Genomic DNA, 17942 nt, shown 5'->3' with positions numbered 1-17942 from the left:
TTTTAAAACCTAGGGATCTTTTTTGAGGACATAACCGACTCCCCGCACAGTTTGAATTAGGCGTTTCTGGCCTTTTGCTTCAATTTTAAGGCGTAAATAACGAATATAGACTTCAATCACGTTGGATTCCCCTTGAAATTCGTTGCCCCAGACATTTTCAAGGATTTGCTCCCGTGTTAAGACCTGTTGGGGATGGGACATCAAATATTTCAACAGTTCAAATTCTTTGACCGTTAGTTCAATGGGACGGGGCGAGTCGCTACTTTGGCCTGGCGATCGCCACACCTGGCGGGTATTGAGATCTAAGATTAAATCCCCAAAAAAAAGTTGCTCCCGTTGGCCTGTTTGGGGCTGGAGATAAATTTCGAGGAGTCGTAAAAAGCGTTCCTGTTGGTAGGGTTGCAGCACATAATCATCGGCACCCGCTTCCAGGCAGATCACCCGTTCCTCAACGCGATCCTGGGTCACCAGAAATAAAATGGGCCGCACAAATTGCGCTTTGCGGAGACTGCGACAAAAGTCGATCCCCCGTTGTCCCAGGAGGGGATAGTCCACAATTACCATGCCTGCTGGTAACTGTTGGAGGCGTTGTTGGGCTTGTTCTACCGTTTCAACGGTAATGGTTTGATAGCCGAGATCAGCAAGATCTAGGGTGGCCCGTTGTGTAAACTCTTGATCCGTCCCAACGAGGAGAACATAGGCTAAACCATCGGCGGCATATTGGCTTTGGGGCATATCAAGCTATCGAAATCTTCCGAACAAAGAAAAGTAAATGTGGCTAAATAAAAAAGCTCAAGGGGTAATCTTTTTGATTCTAGAAAGGCTCAATTTGGGGAAAGACAAATTTTCATGAATCTTTGCTTCTGATGCCATTTCCCTAAAGAACTTTGCGGGATGTGGGTTTCGCCACGTGGGGGAGTCCCCAGCCCAGCTTCTCCCGGAGGATTCGGAAAAATTCGGGTCGGTGGAGGCGTACAAAGCGGGCATTGTAAGGCGATCGCTCTAAATGGACTTGATCCTCCGGCAAGACATAGGCCCCACCGTTACCATCAACGACCATCACCAAGCGGTGGGACGTTGCCGGAAAAATATTCACCGGTTCTGTGTCCGAAAAGACGAGGGCCCGGGACGCGAGGGAATGGGGACAAATGGGGGCGAGCTGAAAAACGGGCACATCGGGGGTAACGACGGGGCCACCCGCACTGAGGGAATAGGCTGTGGAACCGGTGGGCGTCGAAATCATGATGCCATCGGCGGCAATATCAACGGGGGCATGGCGACCAATCTGGATTTCAAAGTGGCACATCCCGGCTAGGGGTTCCCGGTGGAGCACCATTTCATTGAGACTGAGGGCTTCCCAAAGGAGTTCCCCGTCGCGGAAAAGCTGCACGGTGATCATCGAACGGTCTTCAATTTCGTATTCTCCGGCTAAAAGCTGGGCGATCGCCTCATCGAGGTGCTGAAGATACATTTCCGTTAAAAATCCGAGGTGTCCCGTATTGACCGTCAGCAGCGGGATTCCCTTTGGAGCAACTTGGCGTGCGGCTGACAAGACTGTGCCATCTCCCCCCAGAACCACGGCAAACTGCATATTTTCATCGAAGTTGGGGGGCACCAATTGCTCAATTTTGGTGTGACATACGGGCTGTTGGTGGCCCGTTTCCTGGGTTGGCGGACATTCTGCATAGCCAAGTAGACCGCCAAATCCAGTGGCCGTAAACACTTCCCACCCTTTATTCCTCAAGGTTTTGGCTAATTCCTGAGCGACTTGGCAGGCAATGGGTTTGATGTCGTTATAGATAATGCCGGCTTTGGGCACAAGTAGAAGTGTCCTACAAACTTAAGGATATAAACAATAGGGTATCACTCAAACCGTTTCCCTTAATACCGATACGGTTGGCGATCGCCACTAATGAAACGTCAAGTTTTTAATTCTTCAGCAGCATCCCCCAGGTATCACTCCAGGGGAACACAACTGTAGTAAAACGTCCCTAAAACGGTGTCCGAATATTCGGCTTTTTCTTCCCGTTTTTCTTTTTGCCCTTATTTTTCTCGTAGTCAATTTCCTTCAGCTTTTGCATAATGCGGCTGAAGTATTCCTGCAAATAACTTTCTAGGGTCGTTGTTTCAGCGGGATCAAGCCCAAAGGTTTTGTAAACATCTTCCATCGGCGCATCCAAAGGCTTACCCGTGGCCATCACCTCCGCAAAAGCCAGGCGATCCGAAGCATTTTGCCCCCATTGGAAAAAGCGGCTGACCCGGCGCATTAACCGCAGAAAACCCAGGGATAGTCGGGCGATACTGGCAGTTTGGCCAGAATAACGCTCACAAATGGCGATAATTTCTTCCCCTTTCCAAGCCCGGGTGCCCACCACTGGAAATGTTTGTTTTTCCGTGGCCGGAATTTTCACCGCCTGCACCGCAAACTTCGCAATATCCTGGGTATTCATGTAGGCGATCGGCGAACTTTCCCCAGTGATCCAGACTGCTTGATTTTCAAGAATGGGAATCGCGTATTGGGCAATCAACCCCTGCATAAACCCACTCAAGCGCAGGATTGTATAGTTCAGGCCCGCTTCCTTGAGATATTCCTCGACGCAATATTTTGCATCCATCAAAGGCACATCACGGTGCTGCTCTGCATTAAGAATTGAAAAGAAAATAAATCGCTCAACCCCAGCTTCCTTGGCGGCTTGGATCAGGTTTACTTGCCCTTCCCAGTCAACTTCCTTAACACCAATAGAATCCGTTGCCCGGGCCGTGGCAGCATCAATGACAGCATCAACCCCTTCTAGGGCTGGGAGCAAAGACTCGGGCTGGCATAAATTTCCGCCGATTAATTCTGCGCCCCACTCCTTGAGAAAGGAAGCTTTACGGGGATTCCGGACGAGACAACGGACTTGATGTCCTTCATCCAATGCCCGTCGCGCGACTTGCCTGCCTAATGTGCCAGTAGCACCGACCACCAGTAAATTCATTTAAATTCCGGTTAAGTAACGTTTTTTTAAGATTCTATAGAATTTTATCAGAAAGCGATCGCCCCCTCCCCCCATGCAGAGAAAAAGGCCGCCCCATCCGCCAGATCTTTTTGTCTACAATCAAGGCAGTCACCATGGTTAAAATTTAAGTCCTATGTTTTTTGGTTTGCTCGGTAAAAAGACCCAGATGCCTACGCCCCAGGAGGCTTTACCCGGTCGTACCCAAACAATGCCTATCCCCGATCAGCATTTCGTCAATGGCAATCCCATTGCTCCCCCCTTCCCCGCAGGAATCGAACTTGCGATGTTTGGTCTGGGCTGTTTTTGGGGGGCAGAGCGCAAATTTTGGCAAACCCCCGGTGTTTTTAGTACAGCGGTGGGCTATGCGGCTGGCCACACCCCCAATCCGACCTATCAGGAAGTCTGCTCTGGGATGACGGGCCACAATGAAGTGGTTCTTGTTGCCTATGATTCTACGCAAGTGTCCTATGAGACTCTCCTCAAGGTTTTTTGGGAAAGCCATAATCCCACCCAAGGGATGCGCCAAGGTAACGATGTGGGCACCCAGTACCGTTCTGGCATTTACACCTACTCCGAGGCTCAAAAACAATTGGCCCAGACATCCCTAGAGGCCTACCAAGATGCTTTAAAGGCCGAGGGTTATGGCGCGATCACAACGGAAATTTTGGAGGCACCAGAATTTTATTATGCGGAAGAATACCATCAGCAGTATCTCGCAAAAAATCCAGGGGGCTACTGTGGCCTTGGTGGTACGGGGGTCGGCTGTCCCGTGGGTCTTGAAGCTAAATCCTAGTGACCCTCGGATCGCATAATTTTTGAACATCAGGGGCTTGGGTAAAATAGCCCCTTTTTTTATTTTTCACCGCAGATTAGGACGCCTCTGGGGTCGGTAACTCAAACGTCAGTTGGACATAGTTTGATTCCGTTTGGTGCCGGGTTTCCTGAAGCTTAGCCAGGTATTTTTGGCAGTCTTCTTGCCAGAAAGCGGAGGTGCCTGGGCAATTTTGGTCGGTTTGTAGCCAATGTTGAAAAACCGTTTGGCGTTGATCCTGGGGCTGACTGATTTGGTAAATACGGGTGCGTTTTTTCTGAATGGTGGTGATCTTGAGGTATTTCAGTTCGAGGCCGAGTAGTTCGAGGAAGCGGCGCAAAATCATGATCGGGGTAGAATTTTTCGCGAGGCCAATGCCAACGGTGGTCTTGATGGCATCTCGATTTTCTAAGGCGATCGCCGCGAGTCGTTGCATCTCTGGGTCGAGGTTGTGGAGCGGTCGATTGGCCTGGGCGAGGAGGGTGGTGATCCCCAAAATTTCCATGGTGCCGATGATTGCCCCCATTTGGGAGTGGTTAAAATCAGGCTGGAAAATTTGCCCGCCGCCCTGTTGCATGAGGTGAGTTGCGATTAGGGCATCTCGATCCGCCAGGTAAGGGCGACCCAGCGTCAGAAAATAGTGACGCCGCAGCTTTTGGTACCAGTGGTCGTCATCTTTAGCCACTAGGGAAGCGGTGACGGGGAGATTGTAGCGTTTCTGGAGTTCGTATTTGCGGAGTTGTTGTCGTTCAGAGGGGCTTTTCAGGAGTTTCTTTTTCAGGCGTTGGTAGTCTTTGGTACTCAAGGGGGTTGCCTGGGCGATCGCCAAACATTCTGCTTGGTAGTTGGTATCGCGAATGGAATTAATCGCCGTGGCCAATTGATTATCGGGTTGGCTTTGAGTCGCCGTCGTTTTGCGGTGTTTTGGTACCGCTGACAATTGATGTCCTTCCCGCTGGAGATGAGCAAGCACGGCCTCGCGGTAGTTCACCATGCCCGCATTAATCCGCACCGCAAATTTGGCCCAACACAGGAGGGATTCAGCCTGAAAAGCAGTGTCTAAATCATCAAGGGCGATAAAGTCAGACTGTTGCAGCAGACGGATATTCGTTTGGGTGAGCCTTTGACTGGAGGTGAGTAGTGCCGGAATGGAAGTGGCCCCATTGCCGACGGTGTTAAAGCCATATTTGGCTACCCAGAGATGACGCGGAATATTTTCACGGACTCGACTCAGGGCCTGGCAGATGGAATTAACCGTTTGTACCCCCTGGGCGATCGCCCACACCGAGGTGAAGTGTCCCTGCAAATCGAGACTGATCCCCGTTTCCACGGCGGGACTCGCTAAAACCACATCATACTGGGCGAGGGTTTGGTTAATTTGGCCCATGGCACCGTAGGCAGGATGTTCAGGATCCGCCAGGGATTCCGCATCAAGGCGAAGAATTTTGCGGTCAGGAAACTGATTTTTGAGGTAAATTTCGAGGGTCGAAGTGCTCCATTGGCTCTTGAGTTTTTGGGCAGATAGACAGATAAAAGGCCGCCCGCCCCCTTGGATATGTTGCACCAAGTCCTTGACTAGCCGTTTCGGTGTGCCATCGGGATAGTGATTGAGGGTGTAGTGGGTGGTGGTATCCGCTTGCCAAGTATTTTCAATGAGATAGGGCTGGAGTTTTTGCCCTCCCAAGGTCAGGAGGTAGTCAATGGAGACATCGCTCAAGTCGGCATCACTGATGTAAATTTGACCTTCGCCGACAAAAACATTTTGTAGCAGGTGCTTGAGACTCTGGAGAATATTGACCCGGTTATCGCGACAGGTGCTGGAATTTAACCCATGCCACAGCACTTGTTCTACTTCATCAAAAATAATCAGGGCATCGCCCCAGTGATGGGGATTGAAACGGGCCTGGGATTTGCCATGCAGAGAATCAATGCAGAGGCCATAGCCATTAATTTTTAGGTTGGGTTCCTTGGATCGATCTTTGCCCTTGGGTAAATCACGGATGTAGTCGAGGCCAAACCGCTGACAGAGTTCTTCGACGAGACGAATGCGGTGTCCAATCACAAGGACGGGCTGTTGGCGGGCGATCGCCCCCGCAACAACTGATTCTAGCCAACGGGTTTTGCCCGTTCCTTTGGGAGATTTGAGCGCAATTAACTTGGCTGCTGGGGGAATTGTTAACTGCTCCGGGAGATACCGCTGGTGGAGGGTTTGGTGACGGGGATAGGTGAGTTGTTCAAGGTCTTGGGCTTTCCAAAGATCGAGGCTGGGGGCGTTTTGAAAGGCAGCTTCAAAGGCGGCTTGACCTTGGTTCGCAATGAGATCATCCACCCCTTTCCCGGCACGACGATCCCAGGTGATCACCTTGATGGGGCAACCGGCTTGTTTGAGTAGATAACCTGTTTTTCGGATGGCACTGCGCACGGCCCGGATAGTGGTTGGTTTTTCATCCTGGTCAAAGGCAATGTAAATGGTGCGCTGGGCGTGAATCAGTTTTTTCAGTTGGGGAATCAGTCGAGATTGGCCGATGCGGTGGCCAAATTCATCCTTGGGTGTCCGGATCGCGCCATAAATACCCGGTAGGGCGATCGCCCCGTAGCCGGCACTGAGGAGGGAGCCTGCTTTTTTCGCCCCTTCAGTAATAATCAGGGGGATTTGGGGATGTTCCTTTAGCCATTGCCAAAAGCCCCCATCGGGCTGGGTATCGTCCCAATCGTCTTGGCTAAATTCTAGTTGATGGCGGCGGGCCACCCGTTCCCACACATGGGGCGGCAGTCGCAACGCAAACAGGCCCGTACTCGTTTTTGGGGGGTGTTCGTACTTGATGGGTTTGCCTTTTTCTGGATTGACGCGGGGTTGTTCCGGTTTGAAACAGCCCCAAAGGTCAGCCTTTCCCGTCAAAATATCAACACCAGAACACCACCAGCCCCCGGCCTCGGTGTGTTGATAGCGCTGGAGGTAACTGTCCCCCAAACGACCATCATTTCGTCGGGGCAACGCCTCTGAATAGAGCAAATAGTCCAAAGGGCGATCGCCCTCTAGGGAAATAACATTCAGTTGGATGAGTTCAGGATCAACACAGCTTTGCTGCCATTCTTGAACATGATCCATGGGTTGCACCTCAGACGCTAGATGTAGGGTAACTAAGCATACTCCACTCTATATCTGGTGCGCAACTTTATTTTTAAAAAAATCTTAAGCAAATTTTAAGGCCGCAAATCCAGGGGAGTTGAGCCTGGGATCCGGGGGCGATCGCCACCGCAACAAGATTTGTAACGGCCTTTTAAAGGGCGATCGCTGACACCGAGGACTTGGGAGTTTAGCTATCCTGGGCGGGGCGGCTCGGTCGCTCAGTGCTGGCCTGTTTTTCGGGGATCACAATCGTCCCAGTGCGGAGTTGTTCGTCGAGCAGTTGGATCGCCTTGGCATATTGCGGGTCAGCCATTGTACCAATTTTTGTGCGATCTTCTTGCAATGTTTCTTGATCAGCTTCATCAAGTTCCACAATAAAGTCCGGCGCAATGCCTTCTTTATTGATATCCCGACCAGAGGGGGTCAAATATTTGGCGACCGTCACGGCAACCCCAGAATCATCCCCTAGGCGACGGACAGATTGGACTAGGCCCTTACCGAAGGTTTGCGTCCCTACAAGTACCGCCCGTTGATTGTCCTGGAGCGCGCCGGAAAGGATTTCGCTGGCACTGGCGGATCCCCCGTCCACTAAAACGATCAGGGGTTTATCTGTTAGGGCGCGGTCACTGGCCTCCTGGCGATCCACTTCCCCGACACGGTTTACCGTCGAAACAATCCCACCACCATCAAGCCACATTTGGGCAATGTCAATGCTGGCATAGAGCAGTCCCCCAGGATTAGAACGTAGATCTAAAACATAGCCATCGACATTTTGAGATTCTAGATCGGCGATCGCCTCGCGCATCTCTGCCGTTGCCTGGGCGCTAAATTGGGTCAAGCGAATATAGCCCACATCCCCAATGGGACTCTCATTAATCCGTGCCTTTACCGGATGAATCTGAATCACTTCCCGGACAATGGGAAATTCTAATACTCGCTCATCTCGGCGGATGGTGAGGGTGACCTCCGTACCCCGTTGGCCCCGGATCAAATTCACCACATCGTTGAGTTCCATCCCTTCGGTGGGTTGCTCATCCACAGCAACGATCACATCTTGGGCCATAATGCCCGCTTCAAAGGCTGGCGTCTCCTCAATGGGCGCAATCACGACCACCTCTTCTGTATCTTTATCCTTGGCGATCTGAATGCCGACCCCGGTCAACTCACCGGACGTATCAACCTGTAAATTTTCAAAATCTTGGGGGGGCATAAACCGGGTGTAAGGATCTCCCAGGAGATCTAACATTTCCCGAATTGCATCGTAGGCTTCGTCCGTATTGGCATAGTCTTTGCTGAGAAACTCTTGCCGCACCTGACGCCAGTCATTTTGGTTAAAGGTCGCATCAACATATTCTTTGTTGATGACATACCAAACCTCGTCCACAATTTCCTTTGGGCTGTCTTTGAGGTAGGCTTGACTTTTAGAGTAGTGCAGCCCTGCCCCTGTAACCGCCACAGTGGTTAACACTAGAGCTGTTGCACCGAGTACAAAGGGTTTAGAGTTTGACATGGAAGGCTTCAGATAATTAGTAAATTGGGACTGCCCCCATCAATAATTTGCACGACAGCCACTATACCTATGCTAATGCAGCAAACTTAAAATCGGGAAGAGCGATGAAGATTTCCCGATTAAATCAGCATTATTTATGGTGGCTAAAAATAAAGACGAACCAAGGTTCGCCCAAAAAAATTAGCAGCTTGATTGTGTTGAATATCTCGGCCTAGGCCAATCCAGGTACGGCAGGATGGAAGAAAAAGGCCAATCCGAGCACTGTATAGGTCGCTAGCAACAAGCTTCCTTCTAACCAGTTGGAGTTGCCGTCAGAACTAATGGAGTTGGCAATCAGTACAGCCACGGCCACGGCCACCAGTTCAAAAGGATTAAAATCAAGATCCATCGGTTGACCAATGACCCAACCAGCAATCACTAAGACCGGGGCGACAAAGAGGGCAATTTGTAAACTAGAGCCAACGGCAACGGACACAGACAGATCCATTTTATTTTTGAGGGCAACGGTAACAGCGGTGGCATGTTCTGCGGCATTACCGATGATGGGCAGGAGGATCACCCCTGTAAAGAGAGGACTGAGGCCGAGGCTTTCGGTGGCTGCTTCGAGGGAACCGACTAGGAGTTCCGACTCAATGGCAACAGCGAGGGTAACAATCAGTAGAACCCCAACCCAGAGCCAAAGGTTAACTTTTGCCTTGGCTTCTTCTTCTGTTTCCCCTTCTTCTTCGATTTCTGCGACCCCCACATCATATAAATAGGAGTGGGTTTTCATCGAGAACAATAAAGTGAGGCCATAGACCAAAATGAGCACAATGGCTACGGCAACGGAAAGATTTTGGAGAGTGGCTTGGCCGATACCAGCGGAGGTGTACTCTACGGCGGTGGGAATTAGGATCGCAATTACCGCCAAGTTCATGGACGAAGCATTAAGGCGGGCAGCGGTGGGCTGAAAGTCTTGTTCTTTGAACTTGAGGCCACCCAGGAGCATCGCAAAACCCATCACCAGCAGCAGGTTACTAATGATTGATCCGGTGATCGTGGCCTTGACGACATCGACTAAGCCGGACTTGAGGGCGATAAAAGCCAAAATTAATTCGGTGGCATTACCAAAGGTGGCATTTAACAGACCGCCAAGGTTGGGGCCGACGACAACGGCAATTTCTTCGGTGGCTTCTCCCATGAAAGCGGCGAGGGGCACAATGGCGATCGCCGCTGTACAAAACACAGTAACGGGACTCCATTCGAGGAAGTGGCCAGCTAGGGAAATTGGGATAAAAACTAGCAGGGCTAGGAAAAAAGTGTTTTTGTTTAGCATAAAGACGTAAGGGTTGCGCTAGTGTCCAATATAGACGCGAAACCAAGAATCCGCGCTCCTTTTGGCAGAGATTCCTTGATGAAAACTTGCAAAGTGGCGATCGCTGTTACATTTGTATTTTTCCAAACACATAAAATCAATATCAGATTTAAAAATCCGCAGTAGACTAAAATTGCAGCGCTTCTTTGCTAAGTTAATGCAAAAAATATCCCAGTCTCCCGATTTAAAAACATTTTTTGCCCAAGAAATCGAGAAGAAAAAAGCATCTCAAACTCAGGAAATTTATGCAAGAGTCGAAAATAATCCCCTAGGTTACTTTGCGGTAGGTGTACATCAATTCAAGAACTTCAGGAATCAAGTCCAAGGCAATATCGGAGAAAGCTTTATTGCACTTCTATTGAGTCAGTTACCAAAAACCTGGGCGATGGGAAAAAATATCCTGATCCCCACCCGTAGCCAAAAGCTAACAGAGATTGATTTATTAATTGTCGGCACAAAAGGCATTTTTCTCATGGAAATCAAGACCTGGAAAGGGTCTTTTTCTGCGTATGCTGACCGCTGGAAAAGGAGAGAAGGGAGTCGTTGGATACCTTTACAAAACAGTCCAACCCAACAGAGTCTGTACCACCAAAAAGCGTTTCAAATTTGACTTGACGCCCAAAATATATCCATTGATAGCAATGCCATCATTGCACCTGTTATTTTTCCTGCTGCCCAGTGGGTCGGTGTAAAAAAATGTTCTGCCCCGGTAATTACTGCCTTAAGCGCATTAAAGCATTTGATTGCTCAAAGACAAGATTATTTGGATGATCTCCAAATAGAAACTATTGTAAATGCTCTCCAAAAAATTGCAGTGCCTACGCAGCAGTCAGACTCACAAAAGCCAACTTTGGCTAAACCTAAACCTATTCTCAAAAAGAAACGCTACACATGAGGCAAAAAAAATCTCCCTTGATGGGAGACGATAAGAATAAAATTGCTCTCTTAAGGAATTAGGAATCAGGATAAAAATTAGGCCGGCATCCCCACTAACTTGGCGCTGAGATCCCAAAGGACATCTGCTTTGTTGTCATCGAGAGCTTCATCAGAAACTTCTTGCATAAAGGCTTCCCGTCCTTGCTGTTGGCGGTTCCCCCAACTCCAGTAAACACCCGATACATCGAAGCCAGAATCCGCAACAACTTTAGCGAGACGTTCTCCGGCCACTTCTTCAGTGACATAACCCCCGGTGATATTTTTTTGGAACCAGGGGAAGATCTTCCGGAACAGACCATAGTGATTTCTAAAGAGGCCCGTTTCGGCAACGCAACCCGGATAGAAAGAATTGAAGATAATCCCAGTGTCTTTGTGATAGCGGTTGTGGAGTTCCCGCATGGTGAGAATATTGCAGAGTTTGCTGTCTTTGTAAGCTTTACCGGGTTTAAAGATTTTGCCGTCGATCATGGCAACAGGGGGCTTAAAGCCAGCGGCCATTCCCTGGAGATCGCCAAGGTCGGGGGGCGCAGGAATGGGAATTTTACCGCCTACTTCTTTCGGGTTCGCGGTGACAGTGCCGAGAATCACAAGGCGTTTGTCTGCAGCGGGGGAATTTTTGAGGTCTTCCAACATCAAATTGCAGAGCAGGAAATGACCCAAATGGTTGGTGGCAACGCAAAGTTCATAACCGTCTTTGTTGCGTTGGGGTTCCTTGGCGAGGGGCAGATAAACCGCCGCATTACAAACTAGGGAGTTTAGGGTTTTACCCGTTGCCCGAAAATCGGCGACGAATTTACGGACGCTATCGAAATCAGCGAGATCAAGGTGCATGATCGTCCGACTGGCTTCGGGGATACCAACTTCTTTGGCGACTCGCTCGGTTTTTTCGAGGTTGCGGCAGGCCATGACCACATGCCAGCCTTTATCGGCGAGGGCTTTGGCCCCATAGAGTCCGACCCCGGACGAGGCACCAGTAATGATCGCTGTTTTTTGTTGATCTGTCATGATTCTATGCTTTGGCGGAAATTCATCACGTTAACTGCTTGTTGAAAATCTTACTATCGTTCTTTTCCCTTAATTTCAGGGGAATTCGTCGGGGGGAATTTGTCCTGGGAATTGGGCAAGCAGTACGGGAGGGCTGAATTGGGCAAAGGCTTATGCCATGGGGCGATCGCCTTTGGCGTGGGGGAACTGAAACGGCGATCACCAAACTTTTAATATTTGTATCTCAATATTGCCCACTGCTTTACAAAGCCATATTTCTCGTAAAAACCTGGGGGAAAACTTTACTGAAATTTAGGGCCAGTTCAGGCGGGTTTAGCTTCGCGCTCTAGGAGGAGGGTCACGGGGCCATCGTTGCTGATTTCCACCTGCATCATGGCACCAAATTGTCCGGTTTCGATCTTCAGCCCACTTTGGCGCAAGAAAGCCACAAATTTTTCGTAAATCTGTTCGGCTTGATCTGGTTTGGCAGAACCACTAAAGGATGGTCGTCGGCCCTTACGACAGTCGCCATAGAGGGTAAATTGACTAACCACAAGGATTTCCCCCTGGATATCTTGGATCGAGGCTTGCCAGGGATTGCCCTCAGGATCCGGAAAGAGGCGCAGATCAAGGCATTTGCGGGCGAGCCACTGTAATTCGGCGTCGGTGTCGGTGGGGGAAATGCCGACAAGGAGCGTTAAGCCTTGGTTAATTTGGCCGACAATGTGCTGATTGACGCTGACGTGGGATTGTTGCACCCGTTGGAGAACAATTTTCATCGGTTTTAGTAGAAGCCGGGTTGAATACTACAATGGAGGCGATTTGTGTAATGGGAGAACTTCAATATGGCTGAGCGAAATGGTGGGGCCTTTGTGGGCGGTGTGCTCATTGGGGGCGCTGTGGGGGCGATCGCCGGTTTATTATTCGCACCGCGCTCTGGTAAAGATACCCGAAAAATTCTCAAAAAATCCCTCGAAGCGTTGCCAGAACTGGCGGAGGATCTCTCGGATAGTCTACAACTCCACGCTGATCAACTCTCGGAAACGGCCCGTCGCAATTGGGAAGATACGCTGCAGCGGTTACAGGAGGCGATCGCCGCTGGGATTGAAGCGAGCCAAACCGAAGCCCAACGCCTCGATGCCGAAGAAGAGGAACTCCTCCCTGTCCAAGAGATTGACCCGTCCCAAAATTAAACCGTTTCATTTACAGTGCAAGATCCCCTTTTTTGGCTACTCCTGTCTTTTTTGCTTGTTGCCCTCAGCCTTACCGCTGTCCTCGCCGCTGCTTTCCCGGCCTTTTTGGAACTGGGACGGGCGGCCCGTAGCGCAGAAAAACTCCTCGATACCCTCAACCGAGAACTGCCGCGCACCCTTGATGCCCTCCGGCGTACGGGGGGAGATATTACCGAATTAACCGATGAACTCGAAGCCAGTTTTAAAAGTGCCCGGGGGATTCTCCAGCAGACAGAAAAAGGACTGAAGCACACCCAACGACAAATTCAACAGGTGCAACGGGGCGGACGTAGTACTTGGACGGGATTCCAGACGGCTTGGCAAACGTTTTGGCGATCGCCCCGTAAAAAATCCAGGCGACGTCGTTAATTTTCCTTATTCTCTGATGTCATCGCCAAGGGAAATTTAGCCGTAACGGTAATAGGCAGCACAGGCTCCCTCGGAGGAAACCATCGGCGCACCAAGGGGACGTTCTGGGGTGCAGGTTGTGCCAAAGGCGGGACATTGCTTGGGTTTTTTTCGACCTTGCAGAATTTCGCCACTGATACAAGAAGAAGATGCTTGGGGCTGGAAATGCGTCAAATCTAGCTTAAATTTGCGAGAGGCATCAAAGACGGCATATTTTTCGCGCAAACCGAGACCACTCTGGGAAATTTCACCAATCCCGCGCCAAGTACGGGGCACAATTTCAAAAATTTCGGTCACTAATTGCTGTGCCGTGGCATTCCCTGCGGCTTGGACGACGCGACGGTATTGATTTTCGATATGCGATCGCCCTTCCTCCAACTGTTTCACGCAGAGATAAATCCCCTGCACAATATCCAAGGGTTCAAACCCTGTCACGATCAGGGGGATTTGGTAATTTTTGGCGATCGCCTCATATTCCTGATACCCCATCACCGTGCAGACATGGCCCGCGAGCAAAAAACCCTGAATGGTTCGATCCGGAGCGGACAAAATCGCTTCTATCGCTGGCGGCACTGACACATGGGCGACCAAGAGGGAAAAATTGGTTAGTCCTAACTTGGCGGCTTGGTAGACTGCCATCGCCGTGGTCGGTGCGGTCGTTTCAAAGCCCACCGCAAAAAAAATCACCTGTTTGTCGGGATTTTCCTGGGCCATTTTCAGGGCATCGAGGGGAGAATAAACCATTTTTACGGCCGCCCCCTGCGCCTTCACCGAGAGTAAATCGAGCCTTGTCCCCGGCACGCGCAACATATCACCAAAGGAACACAACACCACATCGGGCAACTGAGCCAGGGCGATCGCCTGATCAATAAGTTCAGCAGGGGTGACACAGACCGGACAACCGGGGCCATGAATCAAGGTGATTTCTGGGGGCAGCAGTTGATCGATGCCGTATTTAACGATGCTGTGGGTTTGTCCGCCGCAGATCTCCATGATTGTCCATGGACGGGTCACAAGGGCGGCGATCGCCTGCACATATTTCTGAACCGCTGCGGGATCGCGAAATTCATCTACAAATTTCATTCACTATCCCCCCGCAAAGGACTCCATTTCTGCCAAAGTGGCAAGGGTTTCTGTTGCCGCCACTTCATCCAAAACACTCAGGGCAAACCCCGCGTGAACCACTGCATAATCCCCCACTTGGGCTTCCGGCACATAGGCGAGGCTCACCTCCCGCACCACACCGCTAAAACTAACGCGACCCATTTTAAAAAGGGGGTCATCCCCCACAATTTCTAAAATTTTTCCCGGCACAGCAAGGCACATATTTTTGGAATATTTTGATTGGATTGGCTACTGTTTATCCTAACGAATTTTTTGCTTTGATGTTATTAGTTTTAAGTTTTTTTATTAAGCTTTTTGTTGAGACTCTTCTGGATGATTTCCCAACAGCAAAAAATTAGATCGCTTGTCCAGTAACCACCATAACCTGTCCCAAGGCGATCGCCCCATCATTGGGCGGGAATTTTTGGGGATAATAGATATTTGCCCCACTAGATTCCAACTTTTGGATCGTTTGCTCTAATAAATATTTATTCTGAAAACAGCCCCCCGCTAAGACAATATTTTTTCGAGAATTAAAACCAAGCTTAAGGGTATGCAGATAAATATCAAAAATAATTTCCACCAAGGTATTGTGAAATTTTGCCGCAATAAAATTTTTAGGCAAGTCATTTTGCAAATCCTGAATAATACCCTGAAATATACCACGACTATCAATCTCTAAGATTGAATCATTTTTTGTATATTGAAACTGATAAAAATCTGGTATTTGTAAACCATCAATTGAAAATTCTAAAGCCATCGCTGCCTGTCCTTCAAAACTTTCCCTTTGCCTTAAATCAAGCAGAGAGGCAACCCCATCAAATAAGCGTCCAACACTAGAAGTGAATGGCGTATTAATGTCTTTTTTTAACATTGATAAAAGCAATTCCAATTCTGTTGCAGAAAAAGCCTGAATTGTGGGTAAATTTAACTTTTTCAATACCTGTAAATCATAGAGTTGAGACAACAAACCTAAAGCACTGCGACGGGGTTCTCGACTCGCTCGATCCCCACCCGGTAACGGAAACGGTTTAAAGTGGGCAATTCTTTCACAACTCTGTTTTGTCACCCAGAAAAACTCACCGCCCCAAATTGTGCCATCTTCACCGTAGCCCGTCCCATCCCAAGCCACCCCTAACAGCGGCGATTCAAGCTGATGTTCCGCCATACAAGCATATATATGGGCATGGTGATGCTGCACTGAAATCAAAGAAATATTCAGTTTCTGCGCGAGATTTTTAGCATATTGTGTAGAGAGATAATCGGGATGTAAATCACAGGCAATAATATCAGGTTGAAAGTCATAAATTTGGCTTAGTTTTTGCAATGTTTTTGTCATCGCTTGCAGTGTTAATTGATTGGATAGATCACCAATATGCTGACTTAGAAAAAGACGATTTTTTTGGGCGATCGCCACCGTATTTTTTAGATGTGCCCCCATTGCCAAAACATTTTTCGAGAGCGTTCGTTTTAAGGTGAGTGGCTCTGGCGCATAGCCCCGCGATCGCCTCAAAATTATAGGCGTATTGTTCATCACCCGCACCACTGAATCATCCACCGGACGCAAAATTCGGCGATTATGAATTAAAAAGCCATCGGCAATATTTTTGAGCCTCTCTAGCGCTTCAGTTTCATCAATGCAAATGGGTTCATCACTGCGGTTACCACTAGTTGCAATGACTGGAAAATTCAGGCTTTTTAATAATAAATGGTGTAGCGGAGTATAGGGCAACATTACTCCTAAATTCGGATTGTGCGGCGCAACATTTTCAGCAAGATTAAATTCTTTTTTCTTCTGTAATAAAACAGTCGGACTGGCTTGGGAAGTCAAAAATGCTTCTTCTAATTGTGACAAAAAACAATCATTTTTAATGGACGGCAAATCAGGATACATCACCGCAAAAGGTTTATCAGGACGTTGTTTCCGTCCACGCAATTGTTGCACTGCTTTGTTATTTCTGGCATCGACTAATAACTGAAATCCGCCTAAGCCTTTTAGGGCGACAATTTTTCCATCACGAATATATTGAATTGCTGCCTCTAAAGGTGATTGATTTGTATTTTCTTGCCCTTGGCAATGACTCAAAAATTCAAGTTTAGGGCCACAAATTGGGCAGGCATTGGGTTGGGCATGGAAACGGCGATCGCCGGGGTCTTCATATTCCCGTTGACAGTCGGCACACATCGAAAAATCTGCCATTGACGTTAGGGAGCGATCGTAGGGCAGGGTTTCAATAATGCTGTAGCGGGGGCCGCAATGGGTGCAGTTGGTAAAGGGGTATTGATAACGGCGATTTTGGGGGTCAAAAATTTCTGCAATGCATTCAGAACAGGTCGCCAAATCGGGCAAAACAATCGCTATTTTTTCCCCAGTTTGACTCGCATGAATTTCAAAATTATTATACCCAATTAGCTCTAAATATTGATATTTTAAAGCGTCAATCTTTGCATTAGGGGGCAATTCTGCTTGCAGTTTTTCGAGAAATAAATTTAATGGCGATCGCCCACCTTCTACTTCAATAGTAACCCCCGCAGTAGAGTTATTCACCCAACCAAATAAATTGAGTGCTGTCGCTAATTGGTAAACAAAAGGACGAAAACCAACCCCCTGCACTGTGCCTTGAATCTCCAATCTTAACCGTCTTTTCACGAGCAATTTATACAGTTATTACAGCTTGGAAAGCAATGTCTTGGTATTGGCTTTGGAGATAATTCAACCAGCTTTCCATCCCTTCCCCCGTGCGGGCAGACAGCTCAAAAATTTGTGCTTGGGGACACATTTTCTTGACGTTTTCTAAGGCTGAATCACGGTCAAAACCAACAACTTCAGCGATATCAATTTTGTTAATAATGACGACATCAGCAGACTTAAACATCGTCGGATATTTTAAGGGTTTATCTTCCCCTTCGGTGGTAGACAGTAAGACAATCCTTTTATGTTCACCAAGGTCATAGGCAGCGGGACAAACTAAATTGCCTACATTTTCAATGATTAATAAATGAACACCATCAAGGGCAAGTTTTCGGGCGGCATTTAAGACCATTTCGGCATCGAGATGACAAAGAGTTCCTGTGGTAATTTGGGCAACCGGAATATTATTTTTTCGCAGCCGTTGGGCATCGTTATCCGTTTTTAAATCGCCCACGATAACGGCTGAATTCAGTTTATTTTTTAATTGCTCAATGGTGCGTTCTAATAATGCCGTTTTCCCTGAGCCGGGACTTGAAACGACATTAATAACAAATAAATCTTTCGCCAAAAAATAGCCGCGATTACGCTCAGCTAGACGATCATTTTTTGCAAAAATAGATTGATTAATATCAATGGCATGGCTATGGTTCCCATCATGATTATGGTGATGGTGATGTTCATGGTCATGGGGGTGATGATGGTCATGATGCCCGTGGGAATGATCATGGGCGTGGGTATGAATTTCCACAGGTTTTTCAACAGCGTTACAACCGCAATTTCCA

At 48.5% G+C, this 17942-nt stretch carries 16 protein-coding genes; 4 read left to right on the top strand and 12 right to left on the bottom strand.

The features are described from left to right. Nucleotides 1-9: 9 nt before the first annotated feature. The 3 genes from nblR to AACQ84_RS01085 all read right to left on the bottom strand — a co-directional run bounded on the left by nblR (nt 10) and on the right by AACQ84_RS01085 (nt 2978). Nucleotides 10-735 carry a response regulator transcription factor NblR gene (nblR, locus tag AACQ84_RS01095; RefSeq protein ID WP_012305855.1) on the bottom strand — a complete coding sequence of 242 codons (726 nt, stop codon included), beginning with the start codon at nt 733-735 and terminating at the stop codon, nt 10-12. A 142-nt stretch (nt 736-877) separates the two neighbouring features. Further along, nucleotides 878-1819, bottom strand: a complete 942-nt coding sequence (locus tag AACQ84_RS01090) for an NAD(+) kinase (RefSeq protein ID WP_012305854.1) — start codon at nt 1817-1819, stop codon at nt 878-880. Nucleotides 1820-1991: 172 nt separating this feature from the next. Continuing rightward, a complete protein-coding gene (locus AACQ84_RS01085) occupies nt 1992-2978 on the bottom strand; it encodes an SDR family oxidoreductase (protein WP_012305853.1) in 987 nt (328 codons plus the stop codon). Nucleotides 2979-3132: 154 nt separating this feature from the next. On the opposite strand from AACQ84_RS01085, the gene msrA reads away from it, so the two are divergent. Next, nucleotides 3133-3792 carry a peptide-methionine (S)-S-oxide reductase MsrA gene (msrA, locus tag AACQ84_RS01080; protein WP_012305852.1) on the top strand — a complete coding sequence of 220 codons (660 nt, stop codon included), beginning with the start codon at nt 3133-3135 and terminating at the stop codon, nt 3790-3792. A 76-nt stretch (nt 3793-3868) separates the two neighbouring features. On the opposite strand, the gene AACQ84_RS01075 is transcribed toward msrA, so the two are convergent. From AACQ84_RS01075 to cax, 3 genes are all read right to left on the bottom strand, one after another. Beyond that, complete coding sequence (locus AACQ84_RS01075; RefSeq protein ID WP_012305851.1) at nt 3869-6919, bottom strand: plasmid replication protein, CyRepA1 family; 3051 nt, start codon at nt 6917-6919, stop codon at nt 3869-3871. 208 nt (nt 6920-7127) lie between these two features. After that, nucleotides 7128-8450: a carboxyl-terminal processing protease CtpC gene (gene ctpC, locus AACQ84_RS01070; RefSeq protein WP_012305850.1), complete on the bottom strand. Its 1323-nt coding sequence runs from the start codon at nt 8448-8450 to the stop codon at nt 7128-7130. Between the two features lie 211 nt (nt 8451-8661). Then, nucleotides 8662-9765, bottom strand: a complete 1104-nt coding sequence (gene cax / locus AACQ84_RS01065) for a calcium/proton exchanger (protein WP_012305849.1) — start codon at nt 9763-9765, stop codon at nt 8662-8664. A gap of 172 nt (nt 9766-9937) precedes the next feature. Between cax and AACQ84_RS01060 the strand changes: the two genes are divergently transcribed. Beyond that, nucleotides 9938-10414 carry a nuclease-related domain-containing protein gene (locus tag AACQ84_RS01060; protein ID WP_012305848.1) on the top strand — a complete coding sequence of 159 codons (477 nt, stop codon included), beginning with the start codon at nt 9938-9940 and terminating at the stop codon, nt 10412-10414. 362 nt (nt 10415-10776) lie between these two features. On the opposite strand, the gene AACQ84_RS01055 is transcribed toward AACQ84_RS01060, so the two are convergent. Further along, nucleotides 10777-11745 (bottom strand): protochlorophyllide reductase, encoded by a 969-nt coding sequence (locus AACQ84_RS01055; RefSeq protein ID WP_012305847.1) that lies wholly within the window; start codon nt 11743-11745, stop codon nt 10777-10779. 302 nt (nt 11746-12047) lie between these two features. Then, complete coding sequence (gene dtd, locus AACQ84_RS01050; protein ID WP_012305846.1) at nt 12048-12503, bottom strand: D-aminoacyl-tRNA deacylase; 456 nt, start codon at nt 12501-12503, stop codon at nt 12048-12050. Nucleotides 12504-12569: 66 nt separating this feature from the next. On the opposite strand from dtd, the gene AACQ84_RS01045 reads away from it, so the two are divergent. Both AACQ84_RS01045 and AACQ84_RS01040 read left to right on the top strand, forming a co-directional pair. Continuing rightward, nucleotides 12570-12917 carry a YtxH domain-containing protein gene (locus AACQ84_RS01045; protein ID WP_012305845.1) on the top strand — a complete coding sequence of 116 codons (348 nt, stop codon included), beginning with the start codon at nt 12570-12572 and terminating at the stop codon, nt 12915-12917. A 15-nt stretch (nt 12918-12932) separates the two neighbouring features. Further along, on the top strand, nt 12933-13325 hold the full coding sequence (locus AACQ84_RS01040; RefSeq protein WP_012305844.1) for a hypothetical protein: 393 nt from the start codon (nt 12933-12935) through the stop codon (nt 13323-13325). Nucleotides 13326-13361: 36 nt separating this feature from the next. Here the strand turns inward: AACQ84_RS01040 and hypD are convergent, their stop codons facing one another. From hypD to hypB, 4 genes are all read right to left on the bottom strand, one after another. After that, the gene (gene hypD / locus AACQ84_RS01035; protein WP_012305843.1) at nt 13362-14447 is read right to left on the bottom strand and encodes a hydrogenase formation protein HypD; all 1086 of its coding nucleotides are present in this window, start codon (nt 14445-14447) and stop codon (nt 13362-13364) included. 3 nt (nt 14448-14450) lie between these two features. After that, nucleotides 14451-14690, bottom strand: coding sequence for a HypC/HybG/HupF family hydrogenase formation chaperone (locus tag AACQ84_RS01030; protein WP_012305842.1), 240 nt, complete (start codon nt 14688-14690; stop codon nt 14451-14453). A 133-nt stretch (nt 14691-14823) separates the two neighbouring features. Further along, on the bottom strand, nt 14824-17118 hold the full coding sequence (gene hypF / locus AACQ84_RS01025) for a carbamoyltransferase HypF (protein ID WP_200807227.1): 2295 nt from the start codon (nt 17116-17118) through the stop codon (nt 14824-14826). Nucleotides 17119-17125: 7 nt separating this feature from the next. Beyond that, nucleotides 17126-17908 carry a hydrogenase nickel incorporation protein HypB gene (gene hypB, locus AACQ84_RS01020; protein ID WP_234991340.1) on the bottom strand — a complete coding sequence of 261 codons (783 nt, stop codon included), beginning with the start codon at nt 17906-17908 and terminating at the stop codon, nt 17126-17128. Between the last annotated feature and the right edge of the window lie 34 nt (nt 17909-17942).

It is taken from the genome of Picosynechococcus sp. PCC 7002, from assembly GCF_963860125.1.
Lineage (GTDB): Bacteria > Cyanobacteriota > Cyanobacteriia > Cyanobacteriales > MRBY01 > MRBY01.
Note: the sequence above shows the minus strand (reverse complement) of the source record. Positions and strands in the feature narration are given on the sequence as shown.